Genomic DNA, 17,837 nt, shown 5'->3' with positions numbered 1-17,837 from the left:
GGAAATGTCAGTATTTACAACAAAGGTTCAGTCTATTGGACCAGAAGCCGAATTATTTAAAGAAGAAAAAATGGTCATCTTATTTGGAAAAGATGCACCAGATGCTTTAGCAGATTATTGTTATAACATTGAGGTTCAGCCAGTCACAGAAGCGATTACGGACAAGCAAACGTTAGTGATTGATGAACAAACTTACCAGATTACCGCTGTAGGCGAGGTAGTATTAACTAATTTAGACACATTGGGTCACATTACTATTAAATTTGATGGCGCAACAACACCTGAATTACCAGGTACATTATATGTTGAAGAAAAAGCTATTCCTGAAATAACTGTTGGTACAACAATCACTATTCTATAATTATCGTTTAAGGGAGGAACGTAAAAGATGGAATTTATGCTAGATACAATTAATCTTGAGGCTATTCGAAAGTATCAGAAAATTTTACCACTGGCAGGCGTAACGTCTAATCCTAGTATTGTTAAGCAAGCAGGAAAAATTGACTTCTTTGCGCAGATGAAAGAAATCAAAAAAACGATTGGACAAGCGAGTTTGCACGTCCAAGTGGTCGGTCAAACGACAGAAGAGATGCTAGAAGATGCCCAAACCATTGTACAACAATTAGGCCAAGAAACATTCATTAAAATCCCAGTCAATGAAGCAGGCTTGGCAGCCATCAAACAACTAAAGCAGGCAAATTATCGGATAACAGCAACCGCTATTTATACAGAATTTCAAGGCTACCTAGCGATTGCGGCAGGTGCAGATTATTTAGCGCCGTATTATAATAGGATGGAGAATTTAACAATTGATTCTCAAAAGGTTATTGAGCATTTAGCTGCAGAAATTAAACGGACGAACGCAAAGAGTAAGATCTTAGCTGCTAGTTTTAAAAACGTGGCACAAATTAATCAAGCCTGTCAAATGGGGGCGCAAGCGGTCACTATCGCACCAGAACTCGTGACACAAGGCTTGGCAATGCCCGCCATTCAAAAAGCAGTAACTGATTTTCAGGAAGATTGGGTTGCTGTTTTTGGAGTAGAAACGGTAAACGAATTAGCATAAAAAGAACGAGAAGAAAAAACGGCCATTTTTCTTCTCGTTCTTTTTTTGTTTCACATGAAACATCTACGATTATTCACTTGCTTAAAAATTAGACAATTCTCTTTATTTGTCAAAGAATTTCTTAAAAAAAAGGGTTATCTTTTGGGTATTTTTTTTGGTAGCAGTATGATGAGGGTATCAAATGATAGGAGGAAACGAGAATGAGATACACAAATGGAAATTATGAAGCATTTGCTCGACCAAGAAAACCAAAAGGTGTAGATGACAAGAGTGCCTACATCGTTGGTGGTGGCCTAGCAGGTTTAGCAACGGCTGTTTTCTTAATTCGTGACGGTCAAATGAAGGGCGAAAATATTCACATTTTTGAAGAACTCACGCTGTCTGGCGGTTCTTTAGATGGTAAATTTATTCCCCATGATGGCTTTGTCACTCGCGGCGGACGCGAAATGGAAAACCATTTCGAGTGTTTGTGGGATCTATTTCGTTCGGTACCATCATTAGAAGTAGAAGATGCCTCTGTCCTAGATGAGTTTTACCGGTTAGATTTAGATGATCCGAATTCTTCAAATTGCCGCATTATTCATAACCGTGGCGAACGTGTCCCCGATGATGGACAATTTACTTTATCCAAAAAAGCACAAAAAGAAATCGTTGATTTATTTATGACTTCTGAAGATCAATTAATTGGCAAAAAAATTGAAGATGTTTTCGGCGAAGAATTTTTTGAATCCAACTTTTGGATCTATTGGTGTTCAATGTTTGCTTTTGAAAAATGGCACTCTGCCATTGAAATGCGCCGCTACATCATGCGCTTTATCCACCACATCAAAGGTTTGCCTGACTTTACAGCCTTGAAGTTTACCAAATACAATCAATACGAATCGTTAGTGAAACCATTATTAAGCTTTTTAACCAATCAAGGGGTAGACTTTCAATATGAAACAACGATCAATGATATCCAAGTCGACATCAAAGGAGCTACTAAAGTTGCTCGGCGATTATTGTTGACACAAGCGGGCAAAACCAAAGAAATTCCTTTAACTGAAAATGATTTAGTCTTCGTAACGAATGGCTCAATTACTGAAAGTTCGACGCAAGGAGATCATCATACACCAGCACCAATTACTCATGAACTAGGGGGAAGTTGGAATCTCTGGAAAAACTTAGCAAAACAATCCCCAGAATTTGGGCACCCAGAAGTTTTCTGTGAAAATTTACCAGATGAAAGTTGGTTTGTCTCAGCAACGATTACGTGGGAAAATTTCGATATTGAACCGTATCTTTCTCGGTTAACACATCGTAAATTACGCACAGGAAAAATTGTCACAGGTGGTATTATTACTATCAAAGACTCTAATTGGATGATGAGTTTCGCTATGCATAGACAACCGCATTTTAAAGAACAAAATGATCAACAATCTATAACTTGGGTATATGGATTGCTTTCTAATAAACCAGGAAATTATATTAAAAAACCAATCGAACAATGTACAGGGCAAGAAATTACGCAAGAGTTACTTTATCATTTAGGGGTCCCAGAAGGGGAAATTGAACGTATTTCAGAAGAATCGGCTACCACTATTCCGGTTTATATGCCGTTTATCACTTCTTACTTTATGTTAAGAGAACCAGGCGATCGACCATTAGTTGTACCAAACGGCTCTAAAAATCTTGCTTTCATTGGGAACTTCGCAGATACTGAACGAGATACGGTGTTTACAACAGAGTATTCTGTACGGACAGCGATGGAAGCTGTTTATCAATTGCTAGAGGTTGAACGCGGAGTACCAGAAGTGTTTGCTTCTGCATACGACTTGCGCGTCTTAGCAAACTCTGTTTATTATTTATCTGACAAGAAAAAATTAACAGAAATGGATATGCCGTTCGTGGAACGCAAAATGGTTGAACACTTTGTGAAGAAATTTGAGGATACGTATATTGGTGATATTTTAAGAGAAAATCATTTAATTTAGTTGAAAAAGCGAGTGTAAATCACTCGCTTTTTTGGTTGTTTTATTAACCATTGAATAAATATTCATTATTATGTATATTTCTTTTGTGATTTTATGGATATTAAATATATAATATGCTGAATGGGAGTAGCCAGTGGGCAACTTCGCAAAAAAATCTTAATTTCTGAAGAGACTTTTTCAAAATTTTGTTGAAAAGAAGGCGCATTTTTACCATAGTTTCTTCACATTTAACGGCTATTATTTAAACATACCCGATAAACAAAACCCTAACAAAACACTTTTTCATTTTTTAACTCCTCCGCCCGCCCTTCCCCAAAGGGCGGGTTGTTTTTTTGCTTTAAAGCAGTTGGCATTTTGCGGGGAAAGGATTATCATTATAGAAGAAGTATATAGAAAAAGGCGGCGAGAAGATGGGACGTTGGCAAGAATTACAACAAGCAATGAGTGCTGGTGTAGAGGCGGCGATTGACGCTGGCTGGGACCGCCAAGCTGTTTATGGATTAGTGGAAAGCGCCATAAAAGACACGCGTTTCTTGCCACTTGAGCAAGCGAAAACAGCAGTCGCGGAACTGTTTTCTGAAGTGGGAGAAGTGGGCTCTTCAGCGTATGAACGATTATTTTGCTTTTCGGCTTATCGTCCGCAAGAAAAGCTCTCGTTACTGTTATGGCAATTAGGTGCAGTGTTGGATCAGCATGGCATGTTGCAATTAGTAGGACCTTATCGTTTCTCGAAGACGGTTGCACCGCATGCGACGTTTTGGGATTTGTTGGCAAAAACAGTTCAAAAAGCCTATCCGTTAGGTCTTCTTGGGAGCTTTAATCAAGAGAAAGCGAAAAAGATACATCAATTAAGAATGTATATTGATCGTCAAAATATCACGTATATCCGCGATTTTTTTAAACAAGAAGGGGACACCGATGAACAGGCATTAAAACGCTATGTTTTTGCGGCGAAGCCGCAAGGAATGGGCGGGCGGAAACTGAAAAAAAGCTCTGCTCGTTTACACAACAAATACCCTGAGGGGGCATCTTATTCTTTAATTAATAAGAAACGATTGACGCCTAATTTTCACAGTGAGTTTATTTTGAATGAAGAAGGGACCTTTGTAACCCAGTGGGATGTGTTAGTTGAAGACTGGCGAGGCAGATTAATTAGTAATCCAGCTTATTATCAAGCGGCCAAAAACAATGAATACCAGGAAAAAGTCTTGAATGGTGAATCGTTTAATTATGCAAATCGGAATAATCGTACCCATGAATTACTAGATAGTTCACCACCAGGGAGATTTGATCATCAATTACGAAAAACAGCCAAAAAAGGTTGGTTAAGTCCCCGTATCCAAGAATACGACTACCGCAGAGAACGACAAATAAAGTGCGATGATTATAGTAAGTAAAACAAGCCAATGTTTCACATGAAACATTGGCTTGTTTTACTCTTAGAGAAAGGCGGTTTTCGTTGCCGCCAATTGAACATTTTGGCCCGTGGGCTAGAGCCTTTTTACTACACAAAAAGGCGGATTTTTCTTTTATCATTCAGGCAAAAATCTTCCGAAAAGCATTGCAAGAAATTGCTATTTGCGTTAAAGTAGGAAAAGATGATTGTGAAACATTTTTCTGTTTCACAAAAAAGGAAGGAGTCTTTATGCTACCCGAAGAATTTAGACAACTATTAGCCGCAAAAGGCATTGAATTGACAGACCAACAGATGACACAATTTGACCAATATTTCCATTTACTAGTAGAATGGAATGAAAAAATGAATTTAACAGCCATCACAGAAGAAAAAGAAGTTTATTTGAAACATTTCTATGATTCTGTTTCGTTGGCATTCTTTGAAGACTTTGCCAGTGACAAAGCCATTTGTGATGTTGGCGCAGGCGCAGGATTTCCAAGTATTCCTTTGAAAATTGTTTTTCCTTCATTAAATGTCACAATTGTTGACTCTTTAAATAAACGAATTACTTTCCTAACAGAGTTGGTGAATCAACTAGGTTTGGCTAATGTTTCTTTGTATCATGATCGTGCAGAAACATTTGGTCAAAAAGCAGAATTTCGTGGCGCGTTTGATTACGTTACAGCGCGAGCAGTTGCACGATTAAATGTTTTAAGTGAACTGTGTTTACCCTTAGTTAAAAAAGAAGGCTATTTTTTAGCCTTAAAAGCATCGAAAAGTGAAGAAGAAATTAATGAAGCAAAACCTGCAATCGCTACATTAGGCGGTCAATTTCAAAAAGAAGTTGGTTTTACTTTGCCGATTACGGCAGACGAACGCCACATTGTCGTGATTCAAAAGAAAAAAGAAACCCCTAAAAAATATCCCAGAAAACCTGGATTACCAAATAAACAACCGATTAAATAAGATGGAGGCACACACATGACACGAATTATTTCTGTAGCGAACCAAAAAGGCGGCGTTGGTAAAACAACGACCACTGTAAATTTAGGCGCATGTTTAGCAAACTTAGGCAAAAAAGTCTTACTGATCGACATTGATGCACAAGGAAATGCTACCAGTGGCATGGGTGTCCCTAAACCAGATGTCGCACACGATGTGTATGATGTCCTTGTAAATGAAGAACCAATCACTAGCGTGGTTCAACATACCAGCCGTGAAAATTTAGATATTGTCCCTGCAACTATTCAATTAGCAGGCGCCGAAATTGAGTTAACTTCAATGATGGCTCGAGAATCGCGCTTGAAATTAGCAATTGATGAAGTAAGAGACATGTATGATTTCGTTTTAATTGATTGCCCGCCTTCTCTAGGGCATTTAACAATCAATGCTTTTACAGCAAGTGATTCGATTCTAATTCCTGTTCAATGTGAATATTACGCATTAGAAGGCTTGAGTCAATTGCTAAATACGATTCGCTTGGTTCAAAAACATTTTAACCCTGAATTGAAAATTGAAGGGGTCTTGTTAACCATGTACGATGCTCGGACCAATTTAGGTGCCGAAGTCGTTGAAGAAGTCCGTAAATATTTCCGTGAAAAAGTCTATGACACGATTATTCCAAGAAATGTCCGTTTATCCGAAGCACCAAGTCATGGTTTACCAATCATTGACTATGATATTCGCTCAAAAGGTGCCGAAGTGTATCAAGCACTAGCAAAGGAAGTGTTGGAGAATGAATAAAGGCAAAGGTTTAGGCAGAGGCATCGATGCCTTGTTTCAAGATATCGCAAAGCTAGAAGATGTCGACGTTAAGAACGAACAAGTGACAGAAATTCTATTAAACGAACTTCGTCCCAATCCTTACCAACCACGGAAAACATTTGATGAAACCTCTTTACAAGAACTTGCAAACTCGATTCTACATTCCGGTGTGTTTCAACCGATTATTGTTCGTAAATCGGCAGTTAAAGGCTATGAAATTATTGCAGGTGAGCGTCGGTTCCGGGCTTCTAAATTAGCCGGCAAAGAAAAAATTCCCGCAATTATTCGCGAATTTGATGAAGAATCCATGATGCAAGTTGCTGTTTTGGAAAACTTACAAAGGGAAGATTTAAATCCGCTAGAAGAAGCAGAAGCCTATGAAATGCTAATGAAAAATTTGAAATTAACACAAGCGGAAGTCGCAGAACGTTTGGGCAAAAGTCGCCCGTATATTGCCAATTATTTACGATTGCTAACTTTACCAGATGCGGTCAAAGCAATGGTTCAAAAACAAAGCATGTCAATGGGTCAAGCACGGACGTTATTAGGCTTGAAGAACAAAGAACAGCTATTGCCATTAGCTAATCGTTGTATTAAAGACAATTTAACGGTTCGACAATTAGAACAACTTGTCGCTGAATTAAACGAAACACAAGGCAAAAAGGGCAAAAAAGCGAAAAAAGCCATCAAAGAAAAACCCATTTATATTCGTGAAAGTGAAGACCGCTTAATGGATAAATTTGGGACAACCGTAGCGATTCAAGAAAAAGAAGGCAAAGGAAAAATTGAAATTGAGTACTTGTCCTCTTCGGATTTGGCTAGAATTTTAGATATTTTAGATATTCATTTTGACGAGGAATAAAAAGCAAAGTGAGAAAGTAAAACAGAAAGTCACAAATCCTTTTGCTAGTTTCGGTAAAAAATGGTATTGTAATCATGGTATTTTTATATAAGTAAGAGAAGAAAGAAGGCTTGGAACATGTATGATTTAGGCGATATTGTCGAAATGAAAAAGCCGCATGCTTGCCAAGCAAATCGTTGGCAAATCATTCGCATGGGCGCTGATATCAAAATCAAGTGCACGAATTGCGGGCATATTGTCATGATGCCGCGTCGTGATTTTACTAAAAAATTAAAAAAAGTAATCGAGAAAAAAGCAGACTAATGCTTTGATGCCTCTAATAGAAAAGAGAATAGACTGAGAGAAAGAGTGGAAAACAAATGGCACTAACAGCTGGAATTGTCGGCTTACCAAACGTTGGTAAATCGACCCTATTTAACGCAATTACAAAAGCAGGAGCAGAAGCTGCAAATTATCCCTTTGCAACGATTGATCCGAACGTCGGCATGGTTGAAGTACCAGATGCCCGTTTACAACGCTTGACAGAACTAGTAAAACCGAAAAAAACAGTTCCCACAACGTTTGAATTTACAGACATCGCCGGAATTGTTAAAGGTGCCAGCAAAGGAGAAGGGCTGGGAAATCAGTTTTTAAGTCACATTCGTCAAGTAGATGCAATCTGTCACGTGGTTCGTTGTTTTGATGACGAAAATATCATGCGTGAACAAAATCGGGATGCGGATTTCGTTGATCCTTTAGCAGACATTGATACAATTAATTTAGAGCTAATTTTAGCAGATTTAGATTCAATCAATAAGCGCTATACTCGCGTGGCTAAAATGGCGAAAGCAAAAGATAAAGAAGCGGTGGAAGAATTAGCTGTTTTAGACAAAATTAAACCAGTTTTAGAAGAAGGGTTATCTGCTCGTACGATTGAATTTACGCCAGAAGAAGAGAAAATTGTTAAATCTCTTTTCTTATTAACCACAAAGCCGGTCCTTTATGTAGCAAATGTTTCAGAAGATGAAGTGGCAGATCCAGACAACAATGAGTATGTACAACAAGTTCGTAATTTTGCAACCAGTGAAAATGCGGAAGTAATCGTAGTTAGTGCGCGAGCAGAAGAAGAAATTGCTGAATTGGATTCTGAAGAAGACAAGGCTGAATTTTTAGAAGCAATGGGCATTGAACAATCTGGCTTAGATCAATTGATTCGTGCGGCGTACGATTTGTTAGGCTTAGCTACCTACTTTACAGCTGGTGAACAAGAAGTTCGTGCGTGGACGTTCCGTAAGGGAATCAAGGCACCTCAAGCAGCTGGGATTATCCACAGTGACTTTGAACGAGGCTTCATTCGTGCGGAAACAGTTTCTTATGAAGACCTAGATAAATATGGCAATATGCAAGCTGCCAAAGAAGCGGGCCGTGTTCGTTTAGAAGGAAAAGACTACGTCGTTCAAGATGGCGATGTTATGTTGTTCCGTTTTAACGTTTAAGAAAAGACCCATGCCCAACAAGCAATTTGTTTTGGGGTAAGCCCACATATTTAAGGCCATTCAGCCGTTTAGAAAGAGGTTCCCTCTACATGAGGGTGAGGAGGATACAACTATGGAAGCAGAAGCATTACGAGCAATCGTGGCTGAGAATCGTCAATTAGAACAGAATTTGACTAAAAGAAATGAACAATACATTTTTGACTTAAAAAAATCATTAAAAGCGGCTAATTTATCTGAAGAGGAGCTAGCATTGGCTCTACACGGTATTTTACCAGAATTAGTAGCCGGTCAAAAAACAGGTAAAACAGCCCGTCAGTTATTTGGCACTGTTTCAGAACGGACGGAAGCAATTTTAAATAAACCAGCAGAAGTCAAAGAACCAGCGGGCTGGATGATTTGGCTCGACAATACCTTATTATTGCTTGGTTTATTAACAATCATGTTAGCGGCGATGTCTCTATTTTCAAAAGGAACCGCACAGCCTCTCGGATTAACCACATATATCTTAGGTGCGATGGCTGGGGGTTATGTTTTCTATCTAATGCACAAATATGTTTACCGTTTTGATCGTCAAGGTGGCGACAAAAGCAAACGTCCTGGTTGGTTAAAAACGACTGCCATTCTATTTGGCGGAATGTTCTTGTGGATTGCAGTTTTCGCTGGTTCAGCGATGCTGCCACCAGTAATCAATCCCATTTTAGATCCGATGATTGCTTTAGTAATCGGTGCGTTAGCCTTTGTAGCACGCTATTTCTTCAAGAAAAAATACAATATTCAAGGTAGTTTCATGACACGTCAATAAACGGCGCGCGCTCAATTGTGAATGCGCTCGGCTGACGCAGAAACTGCAACAAGCAAAGTCGCTCTCTCAATAGAGCGTTTTAACAGTTAAAGCCTGGGGGATTAGTCGAAAAAACTAGTGTCCCAGGCTTCTGTTTTCAGAAGTTTGTAAAGAAAGGAGCCTCTTATGGGACAACAAGTGAAGTCTTGGTGCCGTCAACACGAGCGGCTACTCATTTTTATTAGTTTTCTCTTATTAAGTGGACTTTCTCTCTATTTTGTCTATTTTCAAGAGAATTTTTTACGAGCAAGTGATTTCCGCTTTCATCAAAATCGGGTGGAAGGTCTCGCATCAGCAATTAAAAACAACGACTGGTTTCCTAAAATCAATTATTTTTTCTTGGGAGGCTATGGCTATGCCTCTAGTTTGTTTTATCCAGATGCGTATCTTTATTTACCTGCGCTTTTGCGTGTTCTGGGGCTTTCCTTTGTCGCTAGTATGGCAATTTTTGTGTTTGCGGTAAACTTGGCAACATTTAGTCTTACTTATTATGCAGGCCGATTAATGGCGCTCTCTAAAAAAAGAAGCTATCTCTTTGCCATTTTGTATGGCTTATCTATTTACCGCATGCAAGACTTGTTTAATCGCCAAGCGTTAGGAGAATTTTTGGCGCTAAGCTTTTTTCCGTTGGTCTTAGCGAGCCTGTTTTTATTACGAAAGGGAACCACGAAATGTTGGCCGTTGTTAACGCTGGCGATGACTGGCATTGGGTTGGCTCACTTTATTTCTATTGAAATGGTTTCTATTTGGATTGGGTTATACATTCTGTTTTATTGGCAGCAGTTTTTTAAAAAGGAGGTCCTGTGGGCATTAGCGAAGGCTGCAGGTCTGACACTACTTTGGCTGGCCTTTTATCTTTTACCAGTTGCTGAACAAATGAAAAATCAAGTGTTTAAAGTTACATCCAATCCACTCACTTATATTTCCGAAAGAAGTTATCCCATTGATTCTCTTTTCATTAATAGTTTAAAGAGCAGTGTTTTTCACGCGAAAACAGCGAATCTAGGAACCCTTTTGTTTGTGGGACTTGTTGTAGCAGTGGTTTCGCTTGCCAGCAAAAAAATTCAGAACAAACGGTTTATTGGTTTGACGCTGGTACTCTTATTGATGGTTACTACGCTTTTTCCTTGGCACTGGCTGAACCACACGCCTTTAAATACGATTCAGTTTCCTTGGCGGTTTTTAGGGATTCTTTCCGTAATGCTCGCTTTTTTCATTGCACAAGACGAATGGGGCGTTTTCCGTAAATCTTGGACTGTGGCTTTGTTGGTTTTCCTTGCCATCAGCAATTTAGGCATTTATCAATATCAAAGTATTCAGTCACAACAAGGCCACCTGTTAACAAAAGCTGAGTATGAGCAACCAACGCCTTTTTATATCGGTGCGGGCCATGAATATTTGCCAGATGAAATCAATTATCAGGAATTATTGAAACAGAAAAAACGACAACTTGATTATTCGGCAGCACAAGTAACCATTACAAATGTTAGAATGCCTTATGGGAAAATTTCATTTGACTACCAAGTGGTGAATCAATCAGCGAAGGTGACCGTTCCTTTTATTTATTACTTAGGCTATCAAGCCACGATTCAAATGAAAAACCAAACGGGCGCTAAAAAAATGAGCCTAACCAACCAAGGAGGCTTAGCCGCTCTTTCTTTATCTGGTACAGGACATGTCGACATCCGTTACCAAAGAACAAAAGTGCAAAAAATAGGGACAATGATGACCTTGCTTTCTGTCGGTGGTTTTGGATTTAGCCGATTTTTACAACAAAAAAAGAAACACAAGATAAAAGAACAACGATGAAAGTAGGACCTTAATTAGGAAGAGTTGAATAAAGGACAAACCGATTTCGGCGTTTTGTCCTTTATTCCTCATTGATTATTTAAACAAATCTAGTTGACTTCCTTAGTATTATCTGTTATTTTCATATATAAAATTAAGTCGAGGAGTGGACAAAAAAATGTCAAATTGGGAAACAAAATTTGCGAAAAAAGGTCTTACATTTGATGATGTGCTATTAATCCCTGCAGAAAGCCATGTCTTACCAAATGATGTAGACATGAGTGTACAATTAGCTAAAAATATCAAGTTAAATATTCCATTGATGAGTGCCAGTATGGATACTGTTACAGATAGTAATATGGCAATTGCGATGGCTCGTCAAGGTGGACTAGGTGTCGTACATAAAAATATGACTGTCGCCCAACAAGCAGACGAAGTACGTAAAGTCAAACGTTCTGAAAGCGGCGTTATCATTGATCCATTCTTTCTAACACCAACAAACTTAGTAGCGGATGCAGAAGAATTAATGAGTCGTTACCGTATTAGCGGTGTGCCAATTGTAGAAACAATGGAAAACCGTAAATTAGTCGGAATTATTACAAACCGTGATATGCGTTTTGTAACGGACTACCAAATCAAAATTGAAGAAGTCATGACAAAAGATCATTTAGTCACTGCGCCAGTTGGCACATCTTTAAAAGATGCAGAAAAAATCTTACAAAAACATAAAATCGAAAAATTACCAATCGTTGATGAAGCAGGTCGCTTAAGTGGCTTAATTACAATTAAAGACATTGAAAAAGTGATTGAATTCCCAAATGCTGCCAAAGATGAACACGGTCGTTTACTTGTGGCGGCAGCAGTCGGTGTCACTAGTGATACGTTCGAACGTGCGGAAGCATTATTAGAAGCAGGTGCCGATGCGATTGTTATCGATACTGCACATGGCCATAGTGCCGGCGTTATTCGCAAAATTAAAGAAATTCGTGAAACGTTCCCTGAAGCAACATTAATTGCTGGTAATGTTGCCACTGCTGAAGCAACCAAAGCATTGTATGATGTCGGCGTTGACGTTGTCAAAGTTGGTATTGGACCTGGTTCAATTTGTACAACACGTGTCGTTGCTGGTGTTGGTGTTCCTCAATTAACAGCGATTTATGATGCTGCTTCTGTAGCTAGAGAATATGGTAAAGCAATTATCGCTGATGGCGGTATTAAATATTCTGGTGATATCGTGAAAGCCTTAGCTGCTGGTGGCCATGCTGTAATGCTAGGAAGTATGTTAGCTGGTACAGATGAATCTCCAGGCGAATTTGAAATTTATCAAGGCCGTCGTTTCAAAACTTACCGTGGCATGGGCTCATTGGGCGCAATGGAAAAAGGATCAAGTGATCGTTACTTCCAAGGAAGTGTCAATGAAGCAAACAAATTAGTGCCAGAAGGAATCGAAGGACGTGTCGCTTACAAAGGAAGCGTTTCTGATATTGTCTTCCAATTAATCGGTGGCTTGAAATCAGGGATGGGTTACGTCGGTGCAGCAGACCTGAAAGCGTTGCGTGAAGAAGCACAATTTGTTCAAATGAGTGGTAACGGATTGAAAGAATCACATCCACATGACGTTCAAATCACAAAAGAAGCACCAAACTATTCTGTTCAATAAAATAAAAGCTGATTTTTTTGAAATTTAAAAGAGGCAGACGTCATTTCGACGTCTGCCTCTTTTTCTGTAGAATGAAGGATTTGCTTCTGTTTCCGCCGTTTATCAGGCTCCTTTTTCTGTAGAATAAAAGCCGTTATCTGATATCAGACAACGACCTTCATCTTCCCCTTATTTAATAACTGTTAGGTTACCCATGTAAGGAACTAGGACTTCTGGTACAGTCACAGAGCCATCTTCGTTTTGGTAGTTTTCTAAAATAGCAGCGACTGTCCGTCCCACGGCTAAACCAGAACCATTGAGTGTATGCGCATATTGGACTTTATCGTTTTCATCACGGTAACGAATCATCGCACGGCGCGCTTGGAAATCTTCACAGTTTGAGCATGAACTGATTTCACGGTATGTCTCTTGAGCGGGAATCCAAACTTCCAAGTCATAAGTTTTCGCAGCTGAGAAGCCCATGTCACCTGTTGAAAGAGCCATGACACGGTAAGGTAATCCCAGTTTTTGCAGAATTTCTTCGGCATTATTCGTCATTTTTTCTAATTCCTCATAAGAATGCTCTGCATCACTAAATTTAACCATTTCGACTTTATTAAATTGGTGTAAACGAATTAACCCACGTGTGTCACGACCAGCGCTACCAGCTTCAGAACGGAAAGAAGGGCTCAAGGCCGTAAAGTAAATCGGTAAATCCTTGCCATCTAAAATTTCATTGTTGTAGTAATTAGTTAACGGGACTTCTGCCGTTGGGATTAACGTTAAATCTGTATCTTGTAATTGGAAGACATCTTCTTTAAATTTAGGAAATTGGCCAGTTCCGAACATGGCGGTGTCATTAACGATATAAGGCGTAATCATTTCTGTATAGCCATGTTCATAAACATGTAAATCTAACATGAAGTTGTATAACGCACGTTCTAAGCGAGCACCTAAGCCTTTGTAATAAACAAAACGGCTACCAGCTACTTTGGCACCACGTTCAAAATCTAGAATGCCTAAGTTTTCAGCGACTTCCCAGTGTGGTTTTGGTTCAAAAGCAAAAGTTCTTGGTTCACTCCAACGACGTACTTCTACATTTTCTTCTTCACCAGCACCAACAGGCACAGAATCATCTGGCAAGTTCGGTAAAGTAGTTGTGATCCCACGTAGCTCTTCGTCAATAGCATTAATTTCTGCATCTAACGCTTTAATATTACCGCCGACTTCTTTCATTTCCGCGATTTTGGCCGTTGCATCTTCTTTGTTCCGTTTTAATTGAGCAATTTCAGCAGACACATCGTTCCGATATTTTTTCATTTCTTCGACTTTGACTAATAAATCACGGCGACTTTCATCTAAACGCAGAAATTCCACTAAGATTTCTTCTTTCACACCACGGGTTTGTAGCTTTGCTTTTACTTCGTCAAAATTTTGACGCATCATTTTTACATCTAACATATTTTTTCCTCCTTAAAATTAGTACATAATCAATAATAACTGTTGTAGAAAACAACAAAAAAGCCATCTCACCCCAAAAATAAATATTCTTGGGACGAAATGACTGGAAATCTCGCGGTACCACCCAAGTTCAGTAATGTTACTGCCCTTGATTTGCAGATAACGGCTGCAGACCGTTCCAACTTATTTCGCTGGACACCTGGAAGAGACGGACTTCTTTATAGATGAATGTTTGCTCGCACCCCCGCAAACTCTCTGGAATTCAGTGCCATAAATACTTTTTCTCTTAGTTTTCTCTTTTCTATAGAATACCGAAAAAGTTCAGGGATGTCAATTAACTCTCTGATTTCTTGTTGGTACGCTGTAAGGGTAGATGAATAATAAAGGAAGTCCACTTTTGATCAGACTTCGCATAAATATATCCACCATGTAAAGCGACAATACTTTGTGCAATAGCCAGACCTAAACCAGTACCCCCCGTTTCTTGTGATCGGGATTCTTCGACACGATAGAAGCGGTCAAACAACTGATCTAAAGAATGTTTAGGGATAGCTGGTCCATCATTGCGAACAGCAATAATTGCTTCGGTGCCGACTTTGTCTACTTCCATCACAATATGATGGCCGCCTTTGCCATATTTCAAAGCGTTTGAAAGAAGGTTGTTAAAGACTCGGACTAGTTTTTCTGTATCGCCTTCCATCATTAAAGAAGCTGGATTGGCTTTTACTTGGATTTGCATATTAATCTTTTTCGCTTCCAATTCAAAATCGGCAGCAAGCTGTTCAATTAATTGTGCCATATCAAAAGTCGTCGTATGAATCGGTACACTTGGTTGACGGACTTTTGTATATTCAAAAAGATCATCAACTAATAATTTCATTTGTTTCGCTTTGACGTAAGCGGTATGCGTATATTTCAGTAAATCTTCTTGGCTATGAAATTGACGATCTTCAATCAATCCCAGATAACCAATAATAGAAGTTAACGGTGTCCGAATATCATGACTGACATTCGTAATTAATTCATCTTTTGATTTTTCAATTCGCCGTTCATCTTCAATGGCTGCGACAGTACTATCCACCAGACCGTTAATACTCGTCACGACTTTTGCTAAATCACCACTTAATTCAAACGGAATGCGGTGATTGTAATTACCATCAGCGATGTAATGTAACTCACTGATAATATGACGTAATTGCATTTGATGGTAGCGACGAATTAAGCGCCAATAGAGAACAGCTGCATCTACTAAAAAGAAAATGGGTAAGACAAATTTATTCCAGCTCCAAAACAAATCAGTATTTAATTCTTTAGCGACCGCATCCTTAGTGGCCCAGATGACACCAGCTAAGGGCGAGTTTTCACTAAGTAGTTGTCCTAAAAGGAACATAATTGAGACATTTAATAGTAGTAATAAAACAATTGTCACAATTGCTTCTGCTAATAACTCGCTGATTTCTTTAGAAGTTAAGGTAATTCGTTTTTGTTTTTCAATCTTTTTAGGTTTAACGAGCATCGATCTTATATCCAACTCCCCACACTGTTTGAATGACTTTTTCTCCACCAGTTGCTTCTTCAATCTTATCTCTTAAATGACTGACGTGAACCATCACGGTTTTAGCAGAAACAATACTTTCTTGTTGCCACACACGCTCAAAAATTTCATCCGCACTAAACACACGATTTGGATGACTAGCTAATAGATAGAGGATACCAAACTCAAGAGCGGTTAATTGAATTTCTTTTCCTTCTATTGTTTTGACTTCGTGAGAGTCCTTATTAATCATTAATGGGCCGACTTCTAATTCATCGGGTTCTTCTTTGGTTAATTGCATTTGGCTTCTACGTAAAATAGACTTTACCCGAGCCATTACTTCTAAAGGATTAAAAGGCTTGGTGACATAATCGTCTGCACCAGCAACTAAGCCTTTTATTTTATCCATATCGGTTGTTTTTGCTGTTAACATAATAATTGGAATTTGCGATTCTTTTCGAAGTTCTTTTACTACTTCCATTCCATCCATGATTGGCATCATAATGTCCAAGATTAATAAATCGATATCTGGTGTTGTGTGCAATTTGGATAACGCTTCTTTTCCATCATAAGCTTTCACGACTTCGTATCCTTCATTATGAATATAAATACTCAATAGTTCTACAATTTCTTTATCATCATCTGCAACTAAAATTTTCATAAGCGTTCATTTCCTCCATATATAAAAAAATCTCTTTTCCATATTTTAACAAATAATTGCTAAAAAGGACAAAATCCTTGATATATTACGATAAATTTAGAAGATTTTGCTAAAAGTTAATAAACTATAGCCAAAAAAGGATGAAAGGGGGTAAAAAACGAACGAAAATACCTATACCAATCATAATAATCGGTATTGAAAAAAAGTTTAAAAAAAGTGAAAATAATGATTGACCAATGCTTGAAATCTTGGTATATTATTACATGTCGCAAGGCGAGTCACACAGCTGAGCGATTCAGAAATCAATAATTAAATAACAATTCTTGATTTCAAATCTCTCGAAAAAAGTTTGAAAAAACAACAAAAAAGTTGTTGACAAATAACAAACGAGATGATAAGATATAGAAGTTGTCACAACGGACAACAACAACCGAGCAAAACAACTTAAAAAAACTTTTTTAAAAAAGTTCTTGACATTCAAACGAAAGTTTGTTATGATATAAAAGTTGCTGCGAGGTAACGTAGACCTTTGAAAACTGAACAAAGAATAGACGAACCAAATGTGTAGGGCGTCTTGATTCAATTCAAGACAACAAACATTTTTAACAAGCAAGCAATATGCTAGCAAACAAATTGAGCTTAACAATCGCAAGGTTGTTCTAACTTTTATTATGAGAGTTTGATCCTGGCTCAGGACGAACGCTGGCGGCGTGCCTAATACATGCAAGTCGAACGCTTCTTTCCTCCCGAGTGCTTGCACTCAATTGGAAAGAGGAGTGGCGGACGGGTGAGTAACACGTGGGTAACCTACCCATCAGAGGGGGATAACACTTGGAAACAGGTGCTAATACCGCATAACAGTTTATGCCGCATGGCATAAGAGTGAAAGGCGCTTTCGGGTGTCGCTGATGGATGGACCCGCGGTGCATTAGCTAGTTGGTGAGGTAACGGCTCACCAAGGCCACGATGCATAGCCGACCTGAGAGGGTGATCGGCCACACTGGGACTGAGACACGGCCCAGACTCCTACGGGAGGCAGCAGTAGGGAATCTTCGGCAATGGACGAAAGTCTGACCGAGCAACGCCGCGTGAGTGAAGAAGGTTTTCGGATCGTAAAACTCTGTTGTTAGAGAAGAACAAGGACGTTAGTAACTGAACGTCCCCTGACGGTATCTAACCAGAAAGCCACGGCTAACTACGTGCCAGCAGCCGCGGTAATACGTAGGTGGCAAGCGTTGTCCGGATTTATTGGGCGTAAAGCGAGCGCAGGCGGTTTCTTAAGTCTGATGTGAAAGCCCCCGGCTCAACCGGGGAGGGTCATTGGAAACTGGGAGACTTGAGTGCAGAAGAGGAGAGTGGAATTCCATGTGTAGCGGT

General features: G+C 39.1%; 15 protein-coding genes, 1 rRNA gene and 1 other annotated feature (1 of these 17 only partly in view). Of the genes, 13 read left to right on the top strand and 3 right to left on the bottom strand.

Going from position 1 to position 17,837, the window contains the following annotated elements:
* Window positions 1–4: 4 nt before the first annotated feature.
* From IGI80_RS03420 to guaB, 12 genes are all read left to right on the top strand, one after another.
* Window positions 5–361, top strand: a complete 357-nt coding sequence (locus IGI80_RS03420) for a PTS glucitol/sorbitol transporter subunit IIA (protein WP_002355981.1) — start codon at window positions 5–7, stop codon at window positions 359–361.
* Between the two features lie 27 nt (window positions 362–388).
* Window positions 389–1,066: a fructose-6-phosphate aldolase gene (locus IGI80_RS03415; RefSeq protein ID WP_002355980.1), complete on the top strand. Its 678-nt coding sequence runs from the start codon at window positions 389–391 to the stop codon at window positions 1,064–1,066.
* A 200-nt stretch (window positions 1,067–1,266) separates the two neighbouring features.
* Window positions 1,267–3,039, top strand: a complete 1,773-nt coding sequence (locus IGI80_RS03410; protein ID WP_002361446.1) for an oleate hydratase — start codon at window positions 1,267–1,269, stop codon at window positions 3,037–3,039.
* 410 nt (window positions 3,040–3,449) lie between these two features.
* On the top strand, window positions 3,450–4,436 hold the full coding sequence (locus IGI80_RS03405; protein ID WP_002388658.1) for a DUF3114 domain-containing protein: 987 nt from the start codon (window positions 3,450–3,452) through the stop codon (window positions 4,434–4,436).
* 248 nt (window positions 4,437–4,684) lie between these two features.
* Window positions 4,685–5,401 (top strand): 16S rRNA (guanine(527)-N(7))-methyltransferase RsmG, encoded by a 717-nt coding sequence (gene rsmG, locus IGI80_RS03400; RefSeq protein WP_002355977.1) that lies wholly within the window; start codon window positions 4,685–4,687, stop codon window positions 5,399–5,401.
* A gap of 15 nt (window positions 5,402–5,416) precedes the next feature.
* Window positions 5,417–6,178, top strand: a complete 762-nt coding sequence (locus tag IGI80_RS03395) for a ParA family protein (RefSeq protein ID WP_002355976.1) — start codon at window positions 5,417–5,419, stop codon at window positions 6,176–6,178.
* Window positions 6,171–7,061 (top strand): ParB/RepB/Spo0J family partition protein, encoded by an 891-nt coding sequence (locus tag IGI80_RS03390; protein ID WP_002355975.1) that lies wholly within the window; start codon window positions 6,171–6,173, stop codon window positions 7,059–7,061. The genes IGI80_RS03395 and IGI80_RS03390 overlap by 8 nt, the downstream gene beginning before the upstream one ends.
* A 117-nt stretch (window positions 7,062–7,178) precedes the next feature.
* Window positions 7,179–7,364: a DUF951 domain-containing protein gene (locus tag IGI80_RS03385; RefSeq protein ID WP_002355974.1), complete on the top strand. Its 186-nt coding sequence runs from the start codon at window positions 7,179–7,181 to the stop codon at window positions 7,362–7,364.
* Window positions 7,365–7,420: 56 nt separating this feature from the next.
* On the top strand, window positions 7,421–8,536 hold the full coding sequence (gene ychF, locus IGI80_RS03380) for a redox-regulated ATPase YchF (protein ID WP_002355971.1): 1,116 nt from the start codon (window positions 7,421–7,423) through the stop codon (window positions 8,534–8,536).
* Between the two features lie 112 nt (window positions 8,537–8,648).
* Window positions 8,649–9,338, top strand: coding sequence for a DUF1129 domain-containing protein (locus tag IGI80_RS03375; RefSeq protein WP_002363563.1), 690 nt, complete (start codon window positions 8,649–8,651; stop codon window positions 9,336–9,338).
* Window positions 9,339–9,503: 165 nt separating this feature from the next.
* On the top strand, window positions 9,504–11,186 hold the full coding sequence (locus tag IGI80_RS03370) for a 6-pyruvoyl-tetrahydropterin synthase-related protein (RefSeq protein ID WP_438722676.1): 1,683 nt from the start codon (window positions 9,504–9,506) through the stop codon (window positions 11,184–11,186).
* Between the two features lie 157 nt (window positions 11,187–11,343).
* A complete protein-coding gene (gene guaB / locus IGI80_RS03365) occupies window positions 11,344–12,825 on the top strand; it encodes an IMP dehydrogenase (RefSeq protein ID WP_002355966.1) in 1,482 nt (493 codons plus the stop codon).
* A gap of 168 nt (window positions 12,826–12,993) precedes the next feature.
* Here guaB and serS read toward each other — a convergent pair whose 3' ends face one another.
* The 3 genes from serS to IGI80_RS03350 form a co-directional block, all read right to left on the bottom strand.
* The gene (serS, locus tag IGI80_RS03360) at window positions 12,994–14,265 is read right to left on the bottom strand and encodes a serine--tRNA ligase (RefSeq protein ID WP_002355965.1); all 1,272 of its coding nucleotides are present in this window, start codon (window positions 14,263–14,265) and stop codon (window positions 12,994–12,996) included.
* An 87-nt stretch (window positions 14,266–14,352) separates the two neighbouring features.
* Window positions 14,353–14,559 (bottom strand) — a binding site (T-box leader).
* Window positions 14,560–14,599: 40 nt separating this feature from the next.
* On the bottom strand, window positions 14,600–15,781 hold the full coding sequence (locus IGI80_RS03355) for a sensor histidine kinase (protein ID WP_002363566.1): 1,182 nt from the start codon (window positions 15,779–15,781) through the stop codon (window positions 14,600–14,602).
* On the bottom strand, window positions 15,771–16,460 hold the full coding sequence (locus tag IGI80_RS03350) for a response regulator transcription factor (RefSeq protein WP_002355963.1): 690 nt from the start codon (window positions 16,458–16,460) through the stop codon (window positions 15,771–15,773). The genes IGI80_RS03355 and IGI80_RS03350 overlap by 11 nt, the downstream gene beginning before the upstream one ends.
* A 667-nt stretch (window positions 16,461–17,127) precedes the next feature.
* Between IGI80_RS03350 and IGI80_RS03345 the strand changes: the two genes are divergently transcribed.
* Window positions 17,128–17,837: ribosomal RNA gene (locus tag IGI80_RS03345) — 16S ribosomal RNA — on the top strand (it continues 851 nt past the right edge of the window).

Source organism: Enterococcus sp. DIV1420a, from assembly GCF_051712165.1.
Taxonomy (GTDB): Bacteria; Bacillota; Bacilli; order Lactobacillales; family Enterococcaceae; genus Enterococcus; species Enterococcus faecalis.
Note: the sequence above shows the minus strand (reverse complement) of the source record. Positions and strands in the feature narration are given on the sequence as shown.

Bases quoted from the DNA above. Each gene is read 5' to 3' on its own strand.
- IGI80_RS03420 (WP_002355981.1), top strand. From the start codon at position 5: ATGTCAGTATTTACAACAAAGGTTCAGTCTATTGGACCAGAAGCCGAA.
- IGI80_RS03415 (WP_002355980.1), top strand. From the start codon at position 389: ATGGAATTTATGCTAGATACAATTAATCTTGAGGCTATTCGAAAGTAT.
- IGI80_RS03410 (WP_002361446.1), top strand. From the start codon at position 1,267: ATGAGATACACAAATGGAAATTATGAAGCATTTGCTCGACCAAGAAAA.
- IGI80_RS03405 (WP_002388658.1), top strand. From the start codon at position 3,450: ATGGGACGTTGGCAAGAATTACAACAAGCAATGAGTGCTGGTGTAGAG.
- rsmG (WP_002355977.1), top strand. From the start codon at position 4,685: ATGCTACCCGAAGAATTTAGACAACTATTAGCCGCAAAAGGCATTGAA.
- IGI80_RS03395 (WP_002355976.1), top strand. From the start codon at position 5,417: ATGACACGAATTATTTCTGTAGCGAACCAAAAAGGCGGCGTTGGTAAA.
- IGI80_RS03390 (WP_002355975.1), top strand. From the start codon at position 6,171: ATGAATAAAGGCAAAGGTTTAGGCAGAGGCATCGATGCCTTGTTTCAA.
- IGI80_RS03385 (WP_002355974.1), top strand. From the start codon at position 7,179: ATGTATGATTTAGGCGATATTGTCGAAATGAAAAAGCCGCATGCTTGC.
- ychF (WP_002355971.1), top strand. From the start codon at position 7,421: ATGGCACTAACAGCTGGAATTGTCGGCTTACCAAACGTTGGTAAATCG.
- IGI80_RS03375 (WP_002363563.1), top strand. From the start codon at position 8,649: ATGGAAGCAGAAGCATTACGAGCAATCGTGGCTGAGAATCGTCAATTA.
- IGI80_RS03370 (WP_438722676.1), top strand. From the start codon at position 9,504: ATGGGACAACAAGTGAAGTCTTGGTGCCGTCAACACGAGCGGCTACTC.
- guaB (WP_002355966.1), top strand. From the start codon at position 11,344: ATGTCAAATTGGGAAACAAAATTTGCGAAAAAAGGTCTTACATTTGAT.
- serS (WP_002355965.1), bottom strand. From the start codon at position 14,265: ATGTTAGATGTAAAAATGATGCGTCAAAATTTTGACGAAGTAAAAGCA.
- IGI80_RS03355 (WP_002363566.1), bottom strand. From the start codon at position 15,781: ATGCTCGTTAAACCTAAAAAGATTGAAAAACAAAAACGAATTACCTTA.
- IGI80_RS03350 (WP_002355963.1), bottom strand. From the start codon at position 16,460: ATGAAAATTTTAGTTGCAGATGATGATAAAGAAATTGTAGAACTATTG.